Source organism: Bradyrhizobium sp. BR14999 (assembly GCF_056106085.1).
In genome coordinates, this window is the sequence record NZ_CM148536.1 from 2,561,102 (window position 1) to 2,581,443 (window position 20,342).

The window sequence follows — 20,342 nt, forward strand, 5'->3', positions numbered from 1 at the left end:
TCATCTCCTTACTGGCAGGTTTCGCATTCGGGATCGGTGATCCGGCAGGCTTTCATGCCGTCGAAGTCCGGCTCGGGGACCACGATCGGCGCGTACGAGATCGCGGCCGAGGCGGACACGGCATTGAGCTTGCCGTCAGTGCCCTTCAGGGTCGATTTTTCGACGTGGGTGGCACTGTGAGATCGCAGATAGTAGGTCGTCTTCAATCCACGGCGCCAAGCCAAGCGGTAAAGTGCATCGAGTTTCTTGCCAGATGGATTGGCGATGTAGAGGTTGAGCGACTGCGACTGGTCGATCCATTTTTGCCGGCGCGCAGCCGCTTCGATCAGCCAGGAGCTGTCGACCTCGAAGGCTGTCGCATAGAGATGCTTGAGATCGTCGGGCACCCGATCGATCCGGCCGACGCTGCCGTCGAAATATTTCAGGTCGGAGACCATCACCTCATCCCACAGGCCGCGGGCTTTGAGATCGCGGACCAGAAGCTCGTTCACGACCGTGAACTCCCCGGACATGTTCGATTTGACGAAGAGGTTTTGATAGTTTGGCTCGATCGACTGCGACACGCCGCAGATGTTGGAGATCGTCGCCGTCGGCGCGATTGCCATGACGTTGGAATTGCGCATGCCGCCAGCGACGACCTTCTTGCGCAGGCGCTCCCAGTCCAGCGTCGAGGAGCGGTCGACATCGAGTCCACCGCGTGCATCGTTCAGCAGTTGGATAGAGTCGAGCGGCAAAATACCTTTCGACCAGAGTGAGCCCTCGAAGCTCGGGTAGCGTCCGCGCTCGGTCGCGAGATCGGACGACGCCTCGATGGCGTGGAAGGACATTGCCTCCATGCTGATATCCGCGAACGTGACCGCCCTATCCGACGCGATCGGGATGCGCTGGACCTGAAGCGCCTCCTGGAAGCCCATCAGGCCGAGACCGACCGGCCGGTGGCGCATGTTGGAGCGGCGCGCCTCCGGAATGGTGTAGAAATTGATGTCGATGACGTTGTCGAGCATCCGCACGGCGGTCGTCACCGTCCGCTTCAGCTTGGGCTGGTCGATGCCGTCGGGGCCGACATGATTAAGCACATTGACGGAGCCGAGATTGCAAACGGCGACTTCGTCGGCCGAAGTGTTCAGCGTGATCTCGGTACAGAGATTCGAGGAATGGATCACGCCCATGTGGCGCTGTGGCGAGCGGAGGTTGCAAGGATCTTTGAAAGCAATCCAGGGATGGCCGGTCTCGAATAGCATGGTCAGCATGCGACGCCAGAGGTCGCTGGCCCGTACCGTCTTGAAGAGCCGCATGCCACCGGCCTTGGCTTTGGCTTCATAGGCTTCGTACGCCGTCCTGAATGCCTCGCCGTAGAGATCATGCAGGTCTGGCGTCTCGTCCGGCGAGAATAGCGTCCACTCGCCGTCGGCATCGACGCGCTGCATGAATAGGTCCGGCACCCAGTTGGCAGTGTTCATGTCGTGGGTGCGGCGGCGGTCGTCGCCGGTGTTCTTGCGAAGGTCGAGGAATTCCTCGATGTCGACGTGCCAGGTCTCAAGGTAAGCGCAGACGGCGCCCTTGCGCTTTCCACCCTGGTTGACGGCGATCGCGGTGTCGTTGGCGACTTTGAGGAACGGGATGATACCCTGGCTCTCGCCATTGGTGCCCTTGATGTGAGCGCCTAACCCGCGAACTGGCGTCCAGTCATTGCCGAGGCCACCCGAATATTTGGCGAGCAGCGCATTGTCCTTGATCGACTTGAAAATGCCGTCGAGGTCATCGCAGACCGTGGTGAGGAAGCAGGACGACAACTGCGGACGCAGCGTGCCGGAGTTGAACAGCGTGGGTGTCGAGGCCATGAAGTCGAACGAAGACAAGAGATCGTAGAACTCGATCGCCTTTGCCTCGCGATCGATCTCGCGCAGCGCCAGCCCCATCGCAACCCGCATGAAGAAGGCCTGCGGCAGCTCGATCCGTTTGCCGTGCTGATGCAGGAAATAGCGGTCGTAAAGCGTCTGAAGGCCGAGAAACTGGAAGTTCAGGTCCCGTTCCGGCTTCAGCGCTGCGGCGATGCTCTGGAGATCGAAGCGGGCGAGTTCTGGATCGAGCAGCTCGGCGGCGATCCCGACCTTCACATAGGCCGGAAAGTATTCAGCATAGCGTGTCGCCATGTCGGCCTGCGAGGCCGACGTCGCAACGCCATAGACGTGCGAGAGCACCTCGCCGCGGAGCTTGTCAAGCAGCAAGCGCGCGCTGACGTAAGCATAATTTGGCTCGTGCTCGACTAGCGTGCGCGCTGCCATGATCGAAGCCAGCGCCAGCTCGTCCTGGCTGATACCGTCGTACAGATTGCGGGCGGTCTCGGCCAGCACGGGCTCGACAGAGACTCCATCGAGGCCGGCGCAGGCTTCGCCAATGATAAGCGCAAGGCGGTTGGTATCCAGCCCGACACGTGAACCATCCGCCAACGTGACGTGAAGGGCCGGAGCGCCGGCGGGCGTCGGCTGCGCGGCTGCGTCCTCGGCGCGCTGACGCGCGCGCTCTTCGCGATACAACACATAGGCGCGCGCAACCTTGTGGTTCTCACTACGCATCAAGGCGAGTTCGACCTGATCCTGCACATCCTCGATGTGGAAGGTGCGTCCTTCGCCCGCGCGCCGCATCAGCGCTGCGACGACCTCGGCGGTCAATTGCTCGACGCTCTCATGCACGCGACGCGAGGCGGCCGCCGTGGTGCCTTCGACGGCCAGAAAGGCCTTGGTCATGGCCACCGCAATCTTGGCGGAGTCAAACGTGGTCACCTTGCCGTTACGGCGGATGATCTGCATGGTCGGCTCGCTTGGCGCGAGCGATTGAGGACGCGACTGGATAATGGGAGCGGACGCATTGTCCGCGTCGTGCAGGTTCAGTGACATCAATAGGCCCCGTGATGCGTGTTGTGTTTGAACGGGGCTGTAGGGAGGGCGCTGCAGAAACGCCGGCAGTGGAGTTGCCGGACGGTGCATGCAAGCGACCGCCGGGACACCCCGCCCGTGGACGTTCTGACCGTCACGGCAGGTTTCCTGGCTTGCAGGTCGTTGCACTTCCTGTCTTCCCGGCGCAGTCGCACCAGTGACGTCGTTCGGAAGTAGCTCGCTGCTGACAGTTGCGGGGGCAGCGCCGGAATTCCGCGCACAAGGCGCAGCTCACCGGCTTCCCTCTTAGCCACTAAATCTTGCGATTCAGTAGAACCGTGACGCCTATATCTAGTGATGTCCGGGACGCGCTGTCAACACCTGATGAAGGTGCCGGCGCGGACTTGCTCGTGGAATGCTGAAATCTCACGGGCGCCTGCTTCTGACCTCCTGATCCGATGGGCGTTCTCATTCGATACCGAGAGAGCGGCCAGGCTTGCGCAGCCGCGTTGCAACTCGGCCACGAATTGGCTCTCTCCTCTCCAAGCTTACAGCGAAGTTTGGGAGGACTCCGTAGGGTCGGGATAACCACGAACCGCCAAAGCCTGGCTAATTAGTACCAATGTCGCGTTCCAGACAATGTGTTGCGACTTCGACGAGAGATCACTGCTGCTTCACAAGCCTGTCGTGTTTTTCAGGTGATGACCGGTGAGATGGGTCGAGTCACTTCGTTTATGCACTGGTACGACGCTTGCTTGAGATTGTCAGACGATGTGTTCACGTAGCCTAGGCCGAACTTATTCTCCCTCCGACGCTGGGCTCCTCAACAAGAAGATTAGCATGTCGGACGTTGCCGGCGCGTTTCCTTCGCCTTTAACCCGCACCCCATCTGCGCTTGCTAATTCCCGTGTCGTCGTGACTGTGCGGGCATGATGGCATCGATCTCTCATCGTCCACGTCGAGATGCGAACCGCAGAAGGCAAAACCGCGATTCAATGGCGGATCTTTTCCATGCGCCGATCCATCCCTGCTTAAGGTCGAATCATGAAACCTATTCTTGTCTTTGACTGGAACGGCACGCTGCTCGACGATGCGCACATGCTACTGCAGACGACAAATGCAATACTGGATCGCTTCGGCCGCACAACTATCGATATGGATACGTTTCGGAACCATTGCGACGTCCCACTTTCTATCCTGTATCGCAGTCTGGGAATGTCGGAATCGGAAATTGCCGACGTAGATCGAGATGCGGGTGCAATGTTTCACGACACCTACGAACAGTTTGCGAGCAAAGCTGACCTGCGCGAGGGCGCTCGTAGAATTCTGGAAATGGCGCGCGAGCGAGACGCTTCGTCCATCATCGTAAGCAACCATGTCGTCGAGCCTCTCCAATCGCAATTGCGAAGGCTTGGAATCAATGACTACATTAACGAGGTGATCGCTTTTGAAAGCCGCGCGGCGCAGTTCAAGTCAACGAGCAAAGGTGAGCGGCTTCGTCGCTATATGCAAGAGAACGACCTGAAGCCACAGGCGACCTTCATCATCGGCGATATGCCAGTCGAAACGAATATTGCTCGCGACCTCGGGCTCATAAGCGTATCCATTACCGGCGGATTTGTCTCCGATTCGCGATTGCAGGCAGCAAAACCGGACTACATCATTCGCAGTCACCACGAGCTGTTGCCGATCTTGCAGGGGCACGGCTTTTTCCGGGATGCATAAACGATATAAGAACGAAGATGCGACGTCCTGCTGCAGCGATCACGCATGTGCCTCAGCTAGGCTGAGAATACCTCGACCGGCGGCCATAGGCTCTCGCGTTTATTGTAGTGGCCACGAATGGAATTTAACCATTCTGCCGTTTTCCTTGCGGTAGAGCTGCGCGGGTTCGCGCCCTTGGACTATTCAGGCTGCGAAGAATCCCGGTTTGCCGCTCAGACGGTTCGCTATTGTGAGGGCCGGCATTGCGAGCCGCTAAAGCCGCGCCTACCGATCCAAGACGTCGTTCGCAAACCATTCTCACATTACCCAAACTTACCCAACCTTCGTCTGGAAAGGCCGCTTACGGTTGAGAACGGCGGCTAGCTTTCACTTACTGCGGCCTCTGCAAGAGGAGGGGCGCGTGGTTTGCGGGCCAAAGAGCCCATGTCGGAGGGAATCATGCCAAGGACGCTCGCCGTTTTGCGCGGCCATTCGGCCAATTTTGTCAAAAAGGCTCTTATCTGCTCCACGCTTCTGGCCGGAACAGTCATCAGCCAAGCCAAGGCGGACGACATCAACTGGCGCCAGTTCGAGGGCACTTCGATCGTCTGGGCCTACGACATTCATCCCTATGCCGATGCGGTCGCAGCCCAGTTGCCGGAATTCGAGAAACTCACCGGCATCAAGGTGACACCCGAGCTTTATCCGGACGATGCCTATTGGAATAAGCTGACCATCCAGCTCAGCACAAAATCGCCGAGCTGGGACGTCGTAGGCACGGGCATTCAACCGGCCTGGGATCTTGCGCCAGGCCAATTGCTCGAGCCACTCGACCGTTATCTGAACGATCCGAAACTCACCGCGGCCGGCTACGACTACAAAGATTTCTTCCCTGCATTGCGGGATGCACTGACCTGGAAGGTCAAGGAAGGGCAGATCGAGCCGGGAAGCGGGCAGGTGTGGGCCATCCCACACGGCTTTGAGAATATTCAGCTGTTCTACCGCAAAGACATCCTCGAGAAGCATGGCGTCACGGTTCCAACGACTCCGCCGCAGATGTCCCTCGCGTGCGAGAAACTCAAGGCTGCGGACCCCGCGATCACACCTTTGGGCGTACGCGGTGTGCGGTTTTGGAGCAGCATTCACACCGCTGCGATCTCGATTGCCAGGTCCTACGGCGTGCATGATTTCATCGTCAAGGACGGAAAGCTCGACACAGGCCTGGACTCACCGGAGTCGATCGCGTTCCACAAGGACTATGTGGACATGATCAAGAAATGCGCAGCTCCGTCCTTCGCCAACGACAACTGGTACCAGGTCGTCGATGGCATCAATTCAGGACGCACCGCGATGGCGATCGACTCTAACATGTTTGGCTTTTGGAATGATGTGGCTGGCAAGCCCGCCTCAGGCAAGATCGCATTCGCGCCTCCGTTGCGGGCTCCGAACAGCAAGAATTTTGAATCCAACATCTGGATCTGGTCTCTTGCGATGAACGCTGCTTCCCGGAAGAAGGGTGCAGCCTGGCTGTTCATCCAGTGGGCAACTTCAAAGCAGGTCGAGCTGAACGGCGCTGTAGCCGGCAAGCTCGTCAACTCTCCGCGTTCCTCGACGTGGAGCGACAAGGCTTGGCTTGAATACGCGGCAAAGCCTGAATTCAACAATTTCGTCGAAGCGTTCAGGGCCGTGCAAGACAGGGCGCAGCTGGCCTTTACAGCCCGCGTCGGCTTTGCCGAAGCAATGAATGCCTGGGCCGTGGCCATGCAGAAAATGGTCAATGGAGCTGACGTCAAGGCAACGCTATCCGACCTCGCCTCGGAAATCCGTTCGTCCATGTGAAGGTAAAAGGGGCGGCGGCAGATCGAGCTGCCGCCCCTTTGCATGTTAGAGAATAGTGAAATGGACCTTCGAGGATTCGACGCAACCGTGACGCTGCAGTCTTCGGCCAGTCAACTGACCTCGTCAAAAGATGATCTGGTCAAGAACGCCGCGCCGGTGCGTGTTGACTGGTGGAGTATTGCCGCGATTGCTCCAGCGATCGCCATACTGCTCGGATTTCTTCTCCTGTTCTTCTATGGCGTATTTCAGTCGCTGACTGACCTCAAGTTCGGTCGGCCGCTGGTTCACTTCATTGGCCTCAACAACTACGCAACGCTGATCAAGACCGATGATTTCTGGAACAGCATCCGGGGCACTCTGGTCTACGCCGGATCGGCGGTCATTGCAGAGGCTGCGTTCGGTCTCGCACTTGCCAAGCTGTTCGCAACTGAAGTTTTCCTAGCGCGTGTGATGCGCCCCGTCATTCTCTTGCCGCTCGTTCTGCCCCCGATGAGCGTAGCGCTGATGTGGACGACAATGATGGATCCGCAAAACGGGATCATGAACTACTTATTGTCCCTTGCCGGCATCAGCCGATTTGCGTGGATTTCGGATCCGAACACCGCGATGTTCTCCTTGGTCCTCATCGATGTATGGACCTATACGCCGTTCTTCGCACTAATTATCTTCGCTGGCCTTCAGGGCATCGATGATGAGGTGAGGGAGGCAGCCCGCGTCAATGGTGCGAAGGGATGGGCGACATTTGTTCATATCGAGCTGCCGCTGATTGGTCCGTACATTCTGATTGCCGCGTTGTTTCGCCTGATCGAATCCCTCAATCAGTTCGACATTGTTTTCGGAACCACGCAGGGCGGGCCTGGGAATAGCACCTCCGTACTTTCGGTGCGCGCCTACATTACCGCATTCCAAAATCTCGCCTTTGGACGTGGTGCCGCCCTTATGGTCGTAAATTGGATGATCGTGCTGGTCGGAGCCTTCGCCATGGTCAAGTTGTGGCGCTTCGTTCGGCGGCGCGTCAGCTGAAGAGGTCGCCCATGCGCTTCAATCGCTCGACCCTCGCAAACCTGGTCTTCAACCTGCTCGTCGGCGTTTGTACGTTGATTCTCGCCTTTCCGCTTATCTGGATCCTGATGATGTCGCTGAAGCAGCAAGCAGAGGTCATGGCCTGGCCGCCGACCTTCCTGTTTTCGCCGACACTGGAAAACTTCCGCGTCCTATTTGATGTCGCCCAGGCAGGAGCAACGAGCTATGGAACGATCAAAGTCGACTTTTTGACGCCGATCGTGAACAGCGTCCTCATAGCACTCGGCTCTGTCGTCCTTTCCTTGGCTGTGGGAGTGCCGGCCGGTTACGTGCTGGCGAGGCGGGACGTACCTTTCAAGGAAGACATTGCCTTCTTCATTTTGGGTTTCCGTTTCGCCCCCGTCCTTCTAGTGGTCATCCCGCTTTTCAGTGTTTTCCAGGCGATTGGATTATATGACACCTATATCGGCATGATCTGGGTCTACCAGGTCGTCACATTGCCGATGATCGTTTGGCTGAGTCGCTCCTATATCGAAGACATCCCGAAGGACATCGAGGAGGCGGCCGCCATGGATGGCGCCAAGCCAGCAAGGGTCGTGTGGCACATCGTGCTGCCGCTTTTGAAGCCGGGCCTGATCGGCGCCTCATTGCTCATCTTCTTGCTGGCCTGGCACAATTTCGCCCTCGGTCTGATCCTCAGTTCGACCAAGGCGCCGGTGACCGTCGCTCTTCTCAAGCTGCTCAATCCCGGCGTGCAGTTCTATCCCGTCATGGCCGCAGGGCTGGTTGTGACGATGATCATTCCCGTCATTCTAATCGTCATCGGACAGCGTCACCTCGAACGTGGCCTTACCTTTGGTGCCGTAAAATGAGTGCCAGGCCATTGATGTTCTTTGGAACGACGAATCTCGATCTATGCTTCCAGGTCGACCGGCTTCCAACGCCAGGTGAAAGCGTGATGGGCACGCTGATCCGCTACGCTGGAGGTAAGGGCGCCAATCAGGCTGTTGCGGCCGCCCGCCTTGGGCTCGAGCCAAACTTCTACACGCGTCTTGGCGATGATGATGCCGGTCGCTTTTTGCTGCAGTCGCTGCGGAAGGCCGGCGTTCGCGCGGACGCAATCAAGATGTCGCCGGGGGAAGTCTCGGGCTCAGCCCTGGTCATGGTCAGTGATGACGGCTCCAATATGATCGTCATAGACCCTGGCGCCAATCTGAACGTGACGCCAGATATGGTCGAGAGCGCGGCCGAGTTCATAGAGCGCGATGCGATCGTGGTCGCTGAAATGGGCATGCCGATCGAAGCGCTCAATCGGCTCTTCGAGATGAAGCGCGACAAGGGTTTCGAACTGATTTTCAATCCCGCGCCGGTGAGGCCGGGGCTTTCATCAGCCGCGTGGAAAAGCGTTGATTTCGTCACACCGAACCAGACAGAAGCTTTCGAGTTAACAGGGATCGAGGTCTGCGACTTCAACAGCGCCGCCAGCGCCGCCCTGAAGCTTCTGGAGCTCGGACCTCGGGCTGCGCTGATTACCCTCGGGGCGCAAGGAGCTTATTACGCTGACGCCGCACGCTCCTTTGCTCTGAGTGCCTTTCCCGTCAAGGTCGTCGATACGACGGCCGCAGGAGATGCCTTTAACGGAGCTTTCGCCGCGTCACTGGCACAGCGCTTGCCTTTGAGAGAAGCCGTAAGAAGGGCTTTGGCGGTGGGCGCCCTGTGTGTGACGCGTCGCGGCGCTCAAACCTCCATGCCGAGCGCAGAGGCCGTTGACGAGTTTTTGAAGTCCCAAACGATCTTGGAGTTGGAATGACCGAACAGTTCTCAGTTTCAGGCAGAACGGTGCTCGTGACCGGAGCCGGTGGAGGCATCGGGTCTGCCATTGTGAATGCGTTTCGGGCAGGAGGAGCGAACGTCCTTGCCACCGATGCGAACCTCGAAAACCTCGAAGACACTTTGGCAGCCTTGCCACATGGTAACGGCGCATTACCGATGGCAATGGACGTCGCGCGCGAGGAAGATGTCACCAGGGTTCTCGATGAGGTTGCCAGACGCTTTGGCCGGCTCGACGTGCTGGTCAATAACGCCGGCATTAAATCCGCCCAGCCGCTCCTCAATGGCAATGCGCAGACAATTGAGCGTACGATTCAGATCAATTCGGTCGCTGTCTTGCGCTGCTCAAAGCTGGTGATTGAACGCTTCATGAAGACCAAGGGCGGTCGCATCGTCAACGTTGGCTCCTCACTGTCTTCGCAGGGGGCAGTGTTCAACTACCAGGCCGGCGGCGCCGACTATTGCCTATCGAAAGCGATCGTTCACGACGTCACCAAGCTGCTTGCCTATGAATGCGCGCCCCTCAAGATCAATGTGAACGCAATCGCGCCCGGAATCATCGATACGCCAATGCATGGCCGTCCGCGTGAGGAGACCGAAGCCCGGCACAGCGGCCGCATCCCGCTGGGGCGCGTGGGCGTGCCGGAGGATATCGCAGGGCTTGCAGTCTTCCTCGCAAGTCCTGCAGCGTCCTACATGACCGGCCAGATCGTGCACGTGAACGGCGGGATGCTGATGAATGGCTAATACCGCTTCTGACCTTAACTGGGCGTCCATCGAAGGGATCATTTCGGACCTGGATGGCGTCGTCTATCGTGGTAACGCTGCGATCGGCGAGGCCATTCAGGCATTTAAAGAGTGGCAGGCGGCCGGATGGCCGTTCTGCTTCGTGACGAATAATTCGACGCACACTCCGGAAGAGGTCGTCCGCAAGCTGGAGAGGTTTGGGCTTATTATCGAGCCGAAAGACGTTGTCACCAGCGCCGTCACCGCCGCTGAGCTTGCTCGCACTAAATACCCGGATCTCAGGCGCGTGTTTGTCATCGGCGCGCCGTCCCTTGTTGATGCAGTGGCAGGCGCGGGGTTCGAGATAACCGATCGGAAGCCCGAAGCTGTCGTCATGGGGCTGGACCGTCAGATTACCCATGAGAAGATGCGGATTGCTGTCGATGCGATCTTGAATGGAGCAGTATTCATCGGCACCAACCCCGATCTCCTTTTGCCCACCGCAGGCGGTTTCGAGCCGGGCGCAGGAGCAACGATCACTGCTGTCGCTGTGGCTACGCAGGTCAAACCTTTAATCGTTGGTAAGCCCGAGCCACACATGATCGAAACCGCACTGTCCCGCCTAGGAACAGCTCGCAGCGTCACGCTGATGATCGGCGATCAGATTCCGACCGATATTCAAGCTGGTAAGCGAGCCGGTCTTCCGACCGTGTTGGTCACGACCGGCGTGCCGCCCCTCAAGGATCCATCTCTGGCGCCGCCGGATTTCGTCGTGTCCAGCTTGGCAGAAATTAAGGTGTTGCCGGCGCTGGCTCAAAGCCCCAGACAGAGGAGAGCATGATGGCCGATGTTCGCCTGGAGGGAGTGAATAAAGCCTATGGGACCATCCACGTCCTGCGTAACATCGACCTGACGATCGACCACGGCGAATTCGTCGTCTTCGTCGGGCCATCCGGATCTGGCAAATCGACGCTCCTGCGAATGATCGGCGGACTGGAGCGCATCAGTGGAGGGCGGCTGCTGATTGACAACGAGGTCGTCAACGATGTTGATGCCGCTGACCGGAACCTCGGCATGGTGTTTCAGAGCTATGCTCTTTACCCGCACATGACCGTGCGAGACAACCTTGCCTTTCCTCTGCGGATGGCGAAAGTGGCGAGGGCCGGGATCGATATCAGGGTCGCCGAGACTGCATCGTTATTGCAGATCGATCATCTGTTGGATCGTAAGCCTCGACAACTCTCAGGCGGACAGCGGCAGCGCGTGGCGATCGGGCGCGCGATCGTCCGCGAGCCCAAGGTGTTCCTATTCGACGAGCCTCTGTCGAATCTGGACACGGAATTGCGGGTGCAAATGCGGGTTCAGATTGCTAAACTGCACAAGCAGCTTGGAAATACCATGATCTACGTGACCCACGACCAGGTCGAGGCCATGACGATGGCTGACAAGATCGTCGTGCTCAAGGACGGCAATATCGAGCAAGTGGGCAGCCCGCACGATCTCTATCACAATCCGGAATCTCGCTTCGTAGCCGGATTCATTGGCTCGCCCAAGATGAATTTCCTCAATGGCCACGTCGAGGCGGCGCACGAGACGGGCATGGACGTCAGGCTCGACGCGGGCGCGACGCTCTGCGTGCCCGTCCATCCGGATCAACTGCTTGTCGGCAAACCGATCACGCTCGGGATTCGCCCGGATGATTTCTCTCCATCCGCGGCGGAGAAGACCGACATCGGAATCGAGCTCGATGTCGATTTCATCGAGCATCTTGGCAGCGTCACCTACATCTATGGCAACGCCGGGAGGGAAACGGTCGTTGCCAAAGCGCCAACGGTGGAGCCGCCGAAGAGGGCTGGCAGAGTTCATCTTGCGGCTTCGCCTGCGAACTGCCACCTCTTCACGACGAACGGAAAAGCGCTGCGACGATTGCGCGCGCCTGCAAATTGGAGCTAGTCTTCGCAACCGCCCTGCAGGAGGCGGGCCGGGATGCACACGCGGGTGGACCAGGTAAAGGGCGGCGGGATCAGGCAGTTCTTCCGGAATTCCCGTTCGTTTGTGCTCGGGGCAGCAATCGGATCGGGCATGACTGCGAGAGCTGCCGAACGCGCAGGGGCGGATTTCGTGCTTGCGCTCAATGCTGGCCGCTTTCGCGCGATGGGTGGCTCTTCGCCGGCCTCAATTCTACCTATCCGCAGTTGCAACGAATTCGTGGCCGCGTTCGGCCGAACAGAGATCCTGCCCAGCACGAAATTGCCGGTATTTTTCGGAGCCTGTACCTTCGATCCGCAGCTCGATATTGACCATTGGCTCGATCGGATCATCAGGTGGGGCTTCTCCGGCGTCACCAACTTTCCATCCGTGATCCACATCGATGGATACAGGAGGTCATTGCTTGAGAAATGCGGCCTCGGCTACGCTCGGGAAATTGAGCTCCTGGTGAAGGCCGCAAGGCGCGGGCTGATGACCATTGGTTATACGCGGACCCAGGCCGAAGTAAAACAGATGGTCGAAGCTGGCACTCAGGCCATCTGTATCAACTTCAATCTCAATCGCGGCCTGGAAAGCGGATCTGATCCGTCGATTAGCCTGGCGGAGCTTGCTGCGCGTACGAGCGCTGTTGCGCGTGTCGCTCAATCCATCAACAGAAACGCGATCTGCCTGCTGGGTGGCGGACCGATAACGAAACCCGACGAATTGCTGGATATTTGTCGCGAAACTGGTGTCCAAGGGTTCATCGGCGGCTCTTCGCTCGATCGCGTCCCATTGGAAATGTCAGTCCTTGAAGTCACCTCAGGGTTCAAGACCATTCACTTGCTGCGGGAGAAGGTCGATCTCCTTGAGCGCCAGCTTCAGTTGAGCGGGTTCAAGCATGGAGTGATCGCACAGTCCTCAATCATGAAGCGCGTCCTCGAGACTGCGAAACGCTTGGCTGCCAATCCCAATCCCGTGCTCGTTTGGGGTGAGACGGGCTCAGGAAAAAGGCGTATAGCGAGCCTTGTTCATGCCTTCAGTGATCGGAAACACACCAAGCCGGCGCTGTTTCATTGCCGGCCGGGGCCAGCAATCGATACGATCGGTGCGCTGTTCGGGGCCGAGCGCAGTGAAAATAGGCGACGTCAACTGTCACTGTTGGAAAGTGCAAGCGATACTGCCGTGTTGCTGCTGCATCTGGATCAGCTGTCCCGGGACGGGCAGGAGCGTCTTGCCGATTACCTTGAGGCCGGCGCTTTCATGCCCTTAAACGGGGTATCCACTGTGCGCTCTACTGCGCGGATCATCGCAACCGCTTCCGTCGCTCGCGCCGCGAGCCTTCAAACTGTGCTATGTCCCCGGCTTCTCGCCCTGTTTGCCGGGCTCGATATTGAGTTACCCGCCTTGCCGGACCGCCTGGAGGACCTTCCGCAGCTCATTCAGCATTTCACGGTCGAGGCGAAGGGAGACTCGAACGCCCCGACGCTCGCAATTGAAAATTCTGCGTTCTTGGTGCTCGCTGGTCACAATTGGCCCGGCAACCTTAAGGAACTACGCCAGATCGTCAACCGGCTGGTGACTCTGCAGCAGACGCATATTACCGCTGATGTCTTGAAGCCGCTATTGACCGGGTCATCATCCGTCAAGCCGACAGCTACATTCTCCGAACGCGAGTGGATCATCGAAGGCTTGAAACGCAACAAGCTTCACCGCGGAAAGACCGCCAAGTCTCTCGGTCTTTCAAGAAAAACATTATACAACAAGATCAAGAAGCTGCGAATCCTGGAGTAGCTCCTGTCTTCACCTTTTTCGCATCGCGCCTGTCCCATCAAGGAGCGCGAACGTCGGAACTGACGAATCCTGGTCATTGAGGCCGACCAGCTTCATCTCTCGCCCAATCGACAGTTTGAGAGCCTCCTCCGGCAGATGGACGATGCCCTGGAGATGCGAGCCAAGTCGCCTCTCGGCTGCTGCGACTTCGGAACGATGACCCGCGGCGAACAAGATCTTGAATCCGAGGTGTGCAAACCATTCCATTCGCCGAAGTTCGAGCTCCTGTGCGCTGTCAACGGGCACGCCAGTGGTTGCTCGCTCAATGAGGGATGCAGGTGGAAAATTCATCAACCCGTTGATTCCAGCGTCGTTCAACAACTCGGCAACATCCTCCCAGCACGCGAAGGGATCGATCATGACTATCGCGGCGTAGACATTATCGGATGTCCTCTTGGGAAGTGTTCGCAAGTCTTGCAAAAGGCAGTCGTTCCAGTCAATGACAGGCAAGGTGGCCATGACGAGCATGGAGCCTTCTGAAAGGCGTCGCAAAGACGGCGCGTAGACTTCTACGGTCGCGCTCTGAGGTGCAGCCGACAGGTGCGTGACGAGTTTGCCGACAAGCGTCGCTTTCACCACTTCTACCCAAATCTACCCAGTTGGACGTGGCGCTGATCTTATACGCCGTGTCAGAGCGGTCTAGACAAACCTGTGTTGAGAATGTTCCGGAAGGAAGATCGGGTGTCAACTTTGGACGCACGACCGGGTTCGGGCCGCGACGGCCTCTTCAAACCCGTTCCAAGCGAGGCCTCGCTCAAGCTCGCACCGTTATTCGTGATCCTGAAGTGCCGTTCGGCGATGTAGAAATTCCGACCATGGGGGCGAGCAAAGGCTTAGCTTGACAGCAACTTTGTGCCCCAGGCGAGCGCGCATAGCGGACTCGATTTGTACCTCCGCTGGCAGACCGGTTCGTCTGCCTCCTCCCTGGACTTGAGCCGCTGTTGGAGCAATCCAGCAGCGGCACCTTTTCTGTCGGCATTGTCATCGGCGCGTCAGGACAGGTCGACGCCGCGGTGCGCGTCTCAGTGGAGAGCCAACAATCTCGTCCACCGACAATGCGCGGGTGCCGATGCCATGCGCCGCGAGACGAGGGCGCAACCCTACAACAAATTTCCAGGGAGGTGCTACCCAACCTTACCCATTTAGACCTTCTGCCGTTCTTATTCGCGGTTTGAGCTCGGTTTAGACCTCTTGTTGTTAAAAACGTTCCGGGAGGAAAATCGTGTCTCACCATTGCACGGACGCCCAGGGGTCGGTCCGCGATGGTAGCCCGTCCGAACTTTCGGGCGCAGTCGCGATCGTGGCGACACTTGATACCAAGGGGCGCGAAGTGTCTTACCTTGCGGATATTATCGCGACCTGCGGCCGCAAGACCGTTCTGATCGATGTCGGCACCTCGAGCATAGCAGGCAGGACGAAGCAAGCTGATGGCAATCGCGATCGCGTCGCTTCGCCCGCTGAGCTGTTGAAAGAGATAGCCGCAACAACGCGCGTCAATGTTCATGATCTCCAGGCATCAGGCACCATCAGCGCGATTATCGGCGTTGCCGGTGGTAAGGGGAGTGCGGCTTTCGGCGACGTCGTATCTGACTTGCCTTATGGCTTTCCCAAGCTGCTGGTGAGCAGTGCAAGACCAGCGCTTCTCGCCGAATTGGCCGTTCATAGTGACATTATTCTCTATCCGACGCTGGTCGATCTCTTCGGCATCAACGCGTTTACTGAAAGGGTACTTGAAAATGCCGGGCGGGCCATCGCCGCGATGCACTACAGGCGGGCAAAAGCGAGACGAAACAAGAAGATCGTCGCGATCACGGCCTTTGGTGTGACGACGCCCGCGGCAAATTTGTGCATGGCCCGCCTTGCGCAAGCCGGCGTAGACACGATCGTCTTTCCTGCCAATGGCGCTGGGGGCCGGAAAATGGAGCAGCTGATCGCGGCCGACGAATTCGACGCTGTCATCGATCTCACCACAACGGAGCTCGCTGACGAAATCGTCGGCGGGACCGCGAGCGCTGGTCCAGATCGACTCAAGGCAGCTTCACGCCAATTGATCCCTCAAGTGATCGCGCCTGGCGCGGTCGATATGGTCAATTTTGGTCCGCCTTCGAGTGTGCCTGATCAATTTCGCGGCCGCCAATTCTACGTGCATACCCCCTATACCACGCTCATGCGCACGAGCATTTCCGAGAACGAGAGCATCGGCCGCCTCACGGCCGAGCGGCTGTCGCGGGCAGAGGGGCCTGCAATCGTCCTTTGGCCAACGAAAGGTGTTTCCGATTACGACCGTGATGGCGGAATTTTTCGCAACGCCGATGCCGACCGGGCTTGGCTCGATGCGGTCAAGAACCATCTCCCGCCAAAAGTCACAATCCGCGAACTGAACTGCCACATCAACGATCCCGAATTCTCCGAGGCGGCCGCGACATGGATCCTCAAACAATTGGGACAAGGAGACTGATCGCGATGCGGATGTTTGAGCGCGCCGAAATTCTTTCGAGGATTGCAAGTCAAGTCGCAGAGCAAAAAGCGGTCCTTGCCGCTGGAAGCAGTTGCGGCTTGGTTGCCAAGTGCGCCGTCCTCGGAGGCGCCGACCTGCTGGTGGTCTACAGCACCGGGCTGTCGCGACTCATGGGGCTTCCCACGAGCCGGATTGGCGATTCCAACGCGCGTACGCTTGAGCTTGCGGCGGAAATTCGCAATGTCGTCTCTTCCGTGCCGGTCATCGGTGGTGTGGAAGCCTGGGATCCGCTCCGGCTCGATCTTAATGCGCTTCTTGACAAGTTCTGGGCTGCTGGCTTCTCCGGCGTGATCAATTATCCGACCATCTCCACCATGGGCGAAAAATGGCGTGATCGCCGCGGCCGCGTCGGGCTCGGCTTCGAACGCGAGCTCGAGATGATCGCGATGGCTCGCAAGAAGAACATTTTCTCGCTGGCCTATGTGGCGAGCCCAGAAGACGCCAAAGCGATGGCAAGCATCGGTGCTGATTGCATCGTGCCCCATGTTGGTGCAACGCGCGGCGGCCTCGTGGGCCATGAAGAGGGGCAGTCAATTCGAGAAGCGATCAGGCGCATCAACGACATCAATGCGGCGGCGAGAAGCGTGCGCTCTGACGTGATCCTGCTTTGCCACGGCGGGGCAATCGCGGAGCCGCAAGATACGGTCGAGGTCTATCGATCGACGCAGTGTGTCGGGTTCGTCGGCGCTTCGTCCATTGAAAGAATTCCAATCGAACGGGCAGTGAAGGCAGCCGCTGAGGAGTTCAAGGCCGTCCCGCTTGCGCGAAATCACTGACGTTGATCGCAAGATATTGCAGCGGGACCGAAATGGACAAGCCAATGGGCCAAGCAACTGAGCATAAGACCGCGGTATTGGCGGGAGGAAGCGGGCCGGATCATGATTGGGAAACAGATGTTCTCGTGATCGGGAGCGGTGCGGCCGGACTGTCGGCGGCCCTCTATGCGGCAAAGGCCGGACTGCGCGTCACCGTATGCGAGAAATCCCCGCGACTTGGCGGCACGACAGCTCTGTCGAATGGCATGATCTGGGTTCCTTGTTCACCCCAGGCGCGATCCGCAAACATCGATGACTCGCTCACGAAAGCGAGGACCTACCTGAAGCATGAACTTGGCGCCTCCTATCGGGCGAGCTTTGTTGAGGCCTATCTTGAGGACGGCCCAACTGCACTCGCCGCACTTGAGAACGGAACAGAGGTCAAGTTCACGCTCTCGACTGCCCCTGACTATCATTCAAGCCAAAACGGCGGGGTAGACAAGGGCCGCGCACTGAGCCCTGCACCCTACGATGGGCGGCTTCTCGGCACTGACTTCGAGTTGTTGGGCGACCCAATTCGCGTTGTGCTCGGTGGAATGATGATCTCATCGGGCGAGGTGCGAAGCTTCCTGAACCCGTTCCAATCTTTAACTTCGCTGAAACATGTCTTGCGCCGCGTCAGCCGGTACGCGTGGGATCGCTTAAGTTACAGGCGTGGCACCGAGCTCAGCGGAGGCAACGCCCTGATCGCGCGGCTGCTCGTGAGCCTACGCAAGCGCGGCGTGGAAATCTGGCCCTCGTCTCCTCTCATAGAGCTGATCAAGGAAGAGGGGCGTGTCACCGGGGCAGTCGTCAAGCTGATCGACTCTCATATTCGCCTGCGCGCCTCGCATGGAGTGATTCTGGCAACGGGCGGCTTTGCTCGTAATGCGCAATTGAGAGCGCAGCTCAGCGGCGCCCACCAGCACAACGAGACGCTGGCCCATCCCGATGTCACCGGCGACGGTATTCAGCTTGCGACAAAGCTCGGAGCTGCGATTGACAATGATGTCGCCTCAGCCGGCTTTTGGACGCCGGTGTCGGTATTGAGGAGCGGCAGCGCCGAGCAAATTGTCCCCTACGGCTGGCTCGATCGCGGCCGTCCCGGCGTCATTGCTGTGGGGCCAAATGCAAGTCGTTTCGTCAACGAGTCGAACTCGTACCATGACATTTGCCTCGCAATGTTCAAAAGCGGATATCCGACAGATAAGCGGTTCTACTTCATCTGCGACCAGGACTTCGTTCGCCTGAGAGGCATGGGACATTTACTCCCCTGGCCCTGGACCTTGAGCATCGGTAAATACGCGCGCCTCGGCTACATAAAGGTCGGCCGCACGATTGCGGAACTCGCGAAGCAGTTGGGACTGGAGGCCGGAGAGCTCCAGAAGACGATCGAGGAACACAACGCGCACGCTGCCGAAGGACGCGATCCGCTCTTCAAGCGCGGCGAATCAGCCTTTAATCGCACGCTGGGCGATCCAGCGCTGGGAACGAAAAATCCAAATCTCGGACCGATCAGAAATGGCCCTTTTGTAGCGCTGCCAATTGTTCCGGCAACGCTCGGCACGGCGACTGGATTGGCAACTGATACTTACGGAAAGGTCTTGGACCGAAATGGTTGGCCGATCTCAGGTCTGTATGCTTGCGGCAACGACATGACCTCGCCAATGCGCGGAATCTATCCCGGGGCAGGCATCACAATCGGTCCGGCCATCGTGTTCGCCTACCGCGCGGTCAACAGCATCGTACTATCAGCTCAGCTTGGGCAAAAAGCTGCGGCTTCGGGGACTTGACGATCAAGTTCACCGCGCCACGCAGTGATGCTGTCGCAGAAACAGTAAGCCGAGTGCCTATCCGATCGAAGCAACGCAGCATCACAAGCATAGTGTGGCACGTCTCGGTTGTTCCATGATTGAAGCCCCGCAAGCTGGCGAGAAGTGCTACACAGCCCACTGGCGTTGATCTAGCAGGCTGTTGAAGAACTCAGCCGCGTTCGCAAACGAAGCCTGACTCCTCGCCATTGTGGATGTAGAAGTGGCCGACGAGCCTGCCTGCAGTGCCGATCATGACCCATCCGCGACCGCAGACGGGATCATTCTCGTCGTGCCCTTCCCATGAGAACTCCGCGCAGGCCGATCCGTCGCGGGTGCCGTAGCGCACGTCCAGGAAGCCCTTGAGAGCCCCAAAGGCGATTTCGCCATTGGATTTGCCCTGGAAGGTGAGATGCGCCTCTTCGACAAGATCGAGGAAGTCGCTGTCCCAGTTGTCCATTTCGACGATGCGCCAGCGGCCGACAAAGGCCTTGGCGAAGCCGGGCACCTTGGCCATCAGCCGGTCTCCGCGATCAGCTTGGGCAGCCGCACCAGATTGTAGGCGGTGGCAGCGAAGGTAAAGGCCCATGCGACGCGATCACGGCCACGGAAGCGGGTCTTCTCTTGCCCGGCGACCGTCTTGATCCAGCCGAAGGCCTCCTCGATCCGTTTGCGGATGCGCTGACTGACGGCATAGCCGCCGTGCCGGGTCGTTCGTCCGTCAATCGCAGAACTACGGCCGCTGGTGTTCTGTGCAACATGCGGCGTCACGTTCATCGAGCGCAGTTCGTTGACGAAGTCTTCTGCATCGTAGGCTTTGTCGGCGCCAAGCGTGATCGCTGTCGGCCGGTCGGCACGAGGTTCGATCATGTGCAGCGCGGCCACCCGCTCGGCATGCCCGTCGGCCTGCGTCAGGCAGGCGTCGACCAGCAGGCCGTGGCGGTTCTCCATCAGCCCGTGCCCGATGAAGCACAGTTTCGTCTCCTTGCCTTTGCCCTTGCGGTAGAGCCTGGCGTCCGGATCGGTGGTCGACGTATGGGTGTCGTTCGAGCGTTTCTGGCCATGGAAGTCCGCATCGGCATTGCGCCCGCCTTGCGCCGGCGGCTCGTCCGAGCCGTCCTTGGGCTTGACGCTCTTCATCGAGGCCCAGGCCTCGATCAGCGTGCCATCAACCGAGAAGTGATCGCTCGATAGAAGCTTCTTCACCTTGAGCTGTGCCAGCACCGCCGCCAGGAACTTGGCCGCGATGTCGCCTTCCAGCAGCCGGTCGCGGTTCTTCGAGAACACCGAATGGTCCCAGGCGGCGGCGTCAACGCCGATTGAACGAACCCGCTACGCGGGAGTGGAGGCAAGCCTGCTGTACTGAGGTGTCCTGTCTGAGAGGATGTTGGTCTTCGCACCACCCCTCTCAAGACAGGAG

15 protein-coding genes, 1 pseudogene and 1 riboswitch are annotated in these 20,342 nt (G+C 58.7%); of the genes and pseudogenes, 12 read left to right on the forward strand and 4 right to left on the reverse strand.

The features are described 5' to 3' along the window. Positions 1-8: 8 nt before the first annotated feature. Positions 9-2,897 carry a ribonucleoside-diphosphate reductase subunit alpha gene (locus ACR9YP_RS11805; RefSeq protein WP_474219848.1) on the reverse strand — a complete coding sequence of 963 codons (2,889 nt, stop codon included), beginning with the start codon at positions 2,895-2,897 and terminating at the stop codon, positions 9-11. Between the two features lie 120 nt (positions 2,898-3,017). Continuing rightward, positions 3,018-3,232, reverse strand: a riboswitch (cobalamin riboswitch). A gap of 688 nt (positions 3,233-3,920) precedes the next feature. Here ACR9YP_RS11805 and ACR9YP_RS11810 point away from each other — a divergent pair. The 9 genes from ACR9YP_RS11810 to ACR9YP_RS11850 all read left to right on the forward strand — a co-directional run bounded on the left by ACR9YP_RS11810 (position 3,921) and on the right by ACR9YP_RS11850 (position 13,760). Then, positions 3,921-4,601: an HAD family hydrolase gene (locus ACR9YP_RS11810; RefSeq protein ID WP_474219849.1), complete on the forward strand. Its 681-nt coding sequence runs from the start codon at positions 3,921-3,923 to the stop codon at positions 4,599-4,601. A gap of 438 nt (positions 4,602-5,039) precedes the next feature. Beyond that, the gene (locus ACR9YP_RS11815; protein ID WP_474219851.1) at positions 5,040-6,419 is read left to right on the forward strand and encodes an ABC transporter substrate-binding protein; all 1,380 of its coding nucleotides are present in this window, start codon (positions 5,040-5,042) and stop codon (positions 6,417-6,419) included. 60 nt (positions 6,420-6,479) lie between these two features. Further along, complete coding sequence (locus ACR9YP_RS11820) at positions 6,480-7,442, forward strand: carbohydrate ABC transporter permease (protein WP_474219852.1); 963 nt, start codon at positions 6,480-6,482, stop codon at positions 7,440-7,442. An 11-nt stretch (positions 7,443-7,453) separates the two neighbouring features. Further along, a complete protein-coding gene (locus ACR9YP_RS11825) occupies positions 7,454-8,314 on the forward strand; it encodes a carbohydrate ABC transporter permease (RefSeq protein ID WP_474219854.1) in 861 nt (286 codons plus the stop codon). 14 nt (positions 8,315-8,328) lie between these two features. After that, positions 8,329-9,252, forward strand: coding sequence for a ribokinase (locus ACR9YP_RS11830; protein WP_474221048.1), 924 nt, complete (start codon positions 8,329-8,331; stop codon positions 9,250-9,252). Beyond that, positions 9,249-10,019, forward strand: a complete 771-nt coding sequence (locus ACR9YP_RS11835; RefSeq protein WP_474219856.1) for an SDR family NAD(P)-dependent oxidoreductase — start codon at positions 9,249-9,251, stop codon at positions 10,017-10,019. The genes ACR9YP_RS11830 and ACR9YP_RS11835 overlap by 4 nt, the downstream gene beginning before the upstream one ends. After that, the gene (locus ACR9YP_RS11840; RefSeq protein ID WP_474219857.1) at positions 10,012-10,839 is read left to right on the forward strand and encodes an HAD-IIA family hydrolase; all 828 of its coding nucleotides are present in this window, start codon (positions 10,012-10,014) and stop codon (positions 10,837-10,839) included. The genes ACR9YP_RS11835 and ACR9YP_RS11840 overlap by 8 nt, the downstream gene beginning before the upstream one ends. After that, on the forward strand, positions 10,839-11,951 hold the full coding sequence (locus tag ACR9YP_RS11845; protein ID WP_474221050.1) for an ABC transporter ATP-binding protein: 1,113 nt from the start codon (positions 10,839-10,841) through the stop codon (positions 11,949-11,951). Before ACR9YP_RS11840 ends, ACR9YP_RS11845 begins: the two co-directional genes overlap by 1 nt. Positions 11,952-11,984: 33 nt before the next feature. Beyond that, positions 11,985-13,760 (forward strand): phosphoenolpyruvate hydrolase family protein, encoded by a 1,776-nt coding sequence (locus ACR9YP_RS11850; protein WP_474219859.1) that lies wholly within the window; start codon positions 11,985-11,987, stop codon positions 13,758-13,760. Between the two features lie 9 nt (positions 13,761-13,769). Here the strand turns inward: ACR9YP_RS11850 and ACR9YP_RS11855 are convergent, their stop codons facing one another. Beyond that, the gene (locus tag ACR9YP_RS11855) at positions 13,770-14,375 is read right to left on the reverse strand and encodes a hypothetical protein (protein WP_474219861.1); all 606 of its coding nucleotides are present in this window, start codon (positions 14,373-14,375) and stop codon (positions 13,770-13,772) included. Between the two features lie 724 nt (positions 14,376-15,099). On the opposite strand from ACR9YP_RS11855, the gene ACR9YP_RS11860 reads away from it, so the two are divergent. The 3 genes from ACR9YP_RS11860 to ACR9YP_RS11870 are packed head-to-tail and all read left to right on the forward strand — an operon-like array spanning position 15,100 to position 18,904. Then, positions 15,100-16,257, forward strand: a complete 1,158-nt coding sequence (locus ACR9YP_RS11860; protein ID WP_474219863.1) for a Tm-1-like ATP-binding domain-containing protein — start codon at positions 15,100-15,102, stop codon at positions 16,255-16,257. A gap of 5 nt (positions 16,258-16,262) precedes the next feature. Then, entirely contained in the window at positions 16,263-17,093 is an 831-nt protein-coding gene (locus ACR9YP_RS11865; protein ID WP_474219865.1) for a phosphoenolpyruvate hydrolase family protein, read from the forward strand. A 32-nt stretch (positions 17,094-17,125) separates the two neighbouring features. After that, on the forward strand, positions 17,126-18,904 hold the full coding sequence (locus ACR9YP_RS11870; protein WP_474219867.1) for an FAD-dependent oxidoreductase: 1,779 nt from the start codon (positions 17,126-17,128) through the stop codon (positions 18,902-18,904). Between the two features lie 190 nt (positions 18,905-19,094). Here the strand turns inward: ACR9YP_RS11870 and ACR9YP_RS11875 are convergent, their stop codons facing one another. Both ACR9YP_RS11875 and ACR9YP_RS11880 read right to left on the reverse strand, forming a co-directional pair. Continuing rightward, entirely contained in the window at positions 19,095-19,439 is a 345-nt protein-coding gene (locus tag ACR9YP_RS11875; RefSeq protein ID WP_235542581.1) for a hypothetical protein, read from the reverse strand. Continuing rightward, positions 19,439-20,242 (reverse strand): annotated as a pseudogene (locus tag ACR9YP_RS11880) (IS5 family transposase); the annotation flags it as partial. The pseudogene ACR9YP_RS11880 and the gene ACR9YP_RS11875, both read right to left, overlap by 1 nt. Positions 20,243-20,342: the final 100 nt, after the last annotated feature.

Excerpts from the sequence above, each read along its gene's own strand:
- ACR9YP_RS11805 (WP_474219848.1), bottom strand. The coding sequence starts at position 2,897 with ATGTCACTGAACCTGCACGACGCGGACAATGCGTCCGCTCCCATTATC.
- ACR9YP_RS11875 (WP_235542581.1), bottom strand. The coding sequence starts at position 19,439 with ATGGCCAAGGTGCCCGGCTTCGCCAAGGCCTTTGTCGGCCGCTGGCGC.
- ACR9YP_RS11840 (WP_474219857.1), top strand. The coding sequence starts at position 10,012 with ATGGCTAATACCGCTTCTGACCTTAACTGGGCGTCCATCGAAGGGATC.
- ACR9YP_RS11835 (WP_474219856.1), top strand. The coding sequence starts at position 9,249 with ATGACCGAACAGTTCTCAGTTTCAGGCAGAACGGTGCTCGTGACCGGA.
- ACR9YP_RS11845 (WP_474221050.1), top strand. The coding sequence starts at position 10,839 with ATGGCCGATGTTCGCCTGGAGGGAGTGAATAAAGCCTATGGGACCATC.
- ACR9YP_RS11830 (WP_474221048.1), top strand. The coding sequence starts at position 8,329 with ATGTTCTTTGGAACGACGAATCTCGATCTATGCTTCCAGGTCGACCGG.
- ACR9YP_RS11825 (WP_474219854.1), top strand. The coding sequence starts at position 7,454 with ATGCGCTTCAATCGCTCGACCCTCGCAAACCTGGTCTTCAACCTGCTC.
- ACR9YP_RS11850 (WP_474219859.1), top strand. The coding sequence starts at position 11,985 with ATGCACACGCGGGTGGACCAGGTAAAGGGCGGCGGGATCAGGCAGTTC.
- ACR9YP_RS11820 (WP_474219852.1), top strand. The coding sequence starts at position 6,480 with ATGGACCTTCGAGGATTCGACGCAACCGTGACGCTGCAGTCTTCGGCC.
- ACR9YP_RS11870 (WP_474219867.1), top strand. The coding sequence starts at position 17,126 with ATGGACAAGCCAATGGGCCAAGCAACTGAGCATAAGACCGCGGTATTG.
- ACR9YP_RS11810 (WP_474219849.1), top strand. The coding sequence starts at position 3,921 with ATGAAACCTATTCTTGTCTTTGACTGGAACGGCACGCTGCTCGACGAT.
- ACR9YP_RS11815 (WP_474219851.1), top strand. The coding sequence starts at position 5,040 with ATGCCAAGGACGCTCGCCGTTTTGCGCGGCCATTCGGCCAATTTTGTC.
- ACR9YP_RS11865 (WP_474219865.1), top strand. The coding sequence starts at position 16,263 with ATGCGGATGTTTGAGCGCGCCGAAATTCTTTCGAGGATTGCAAGTCAA.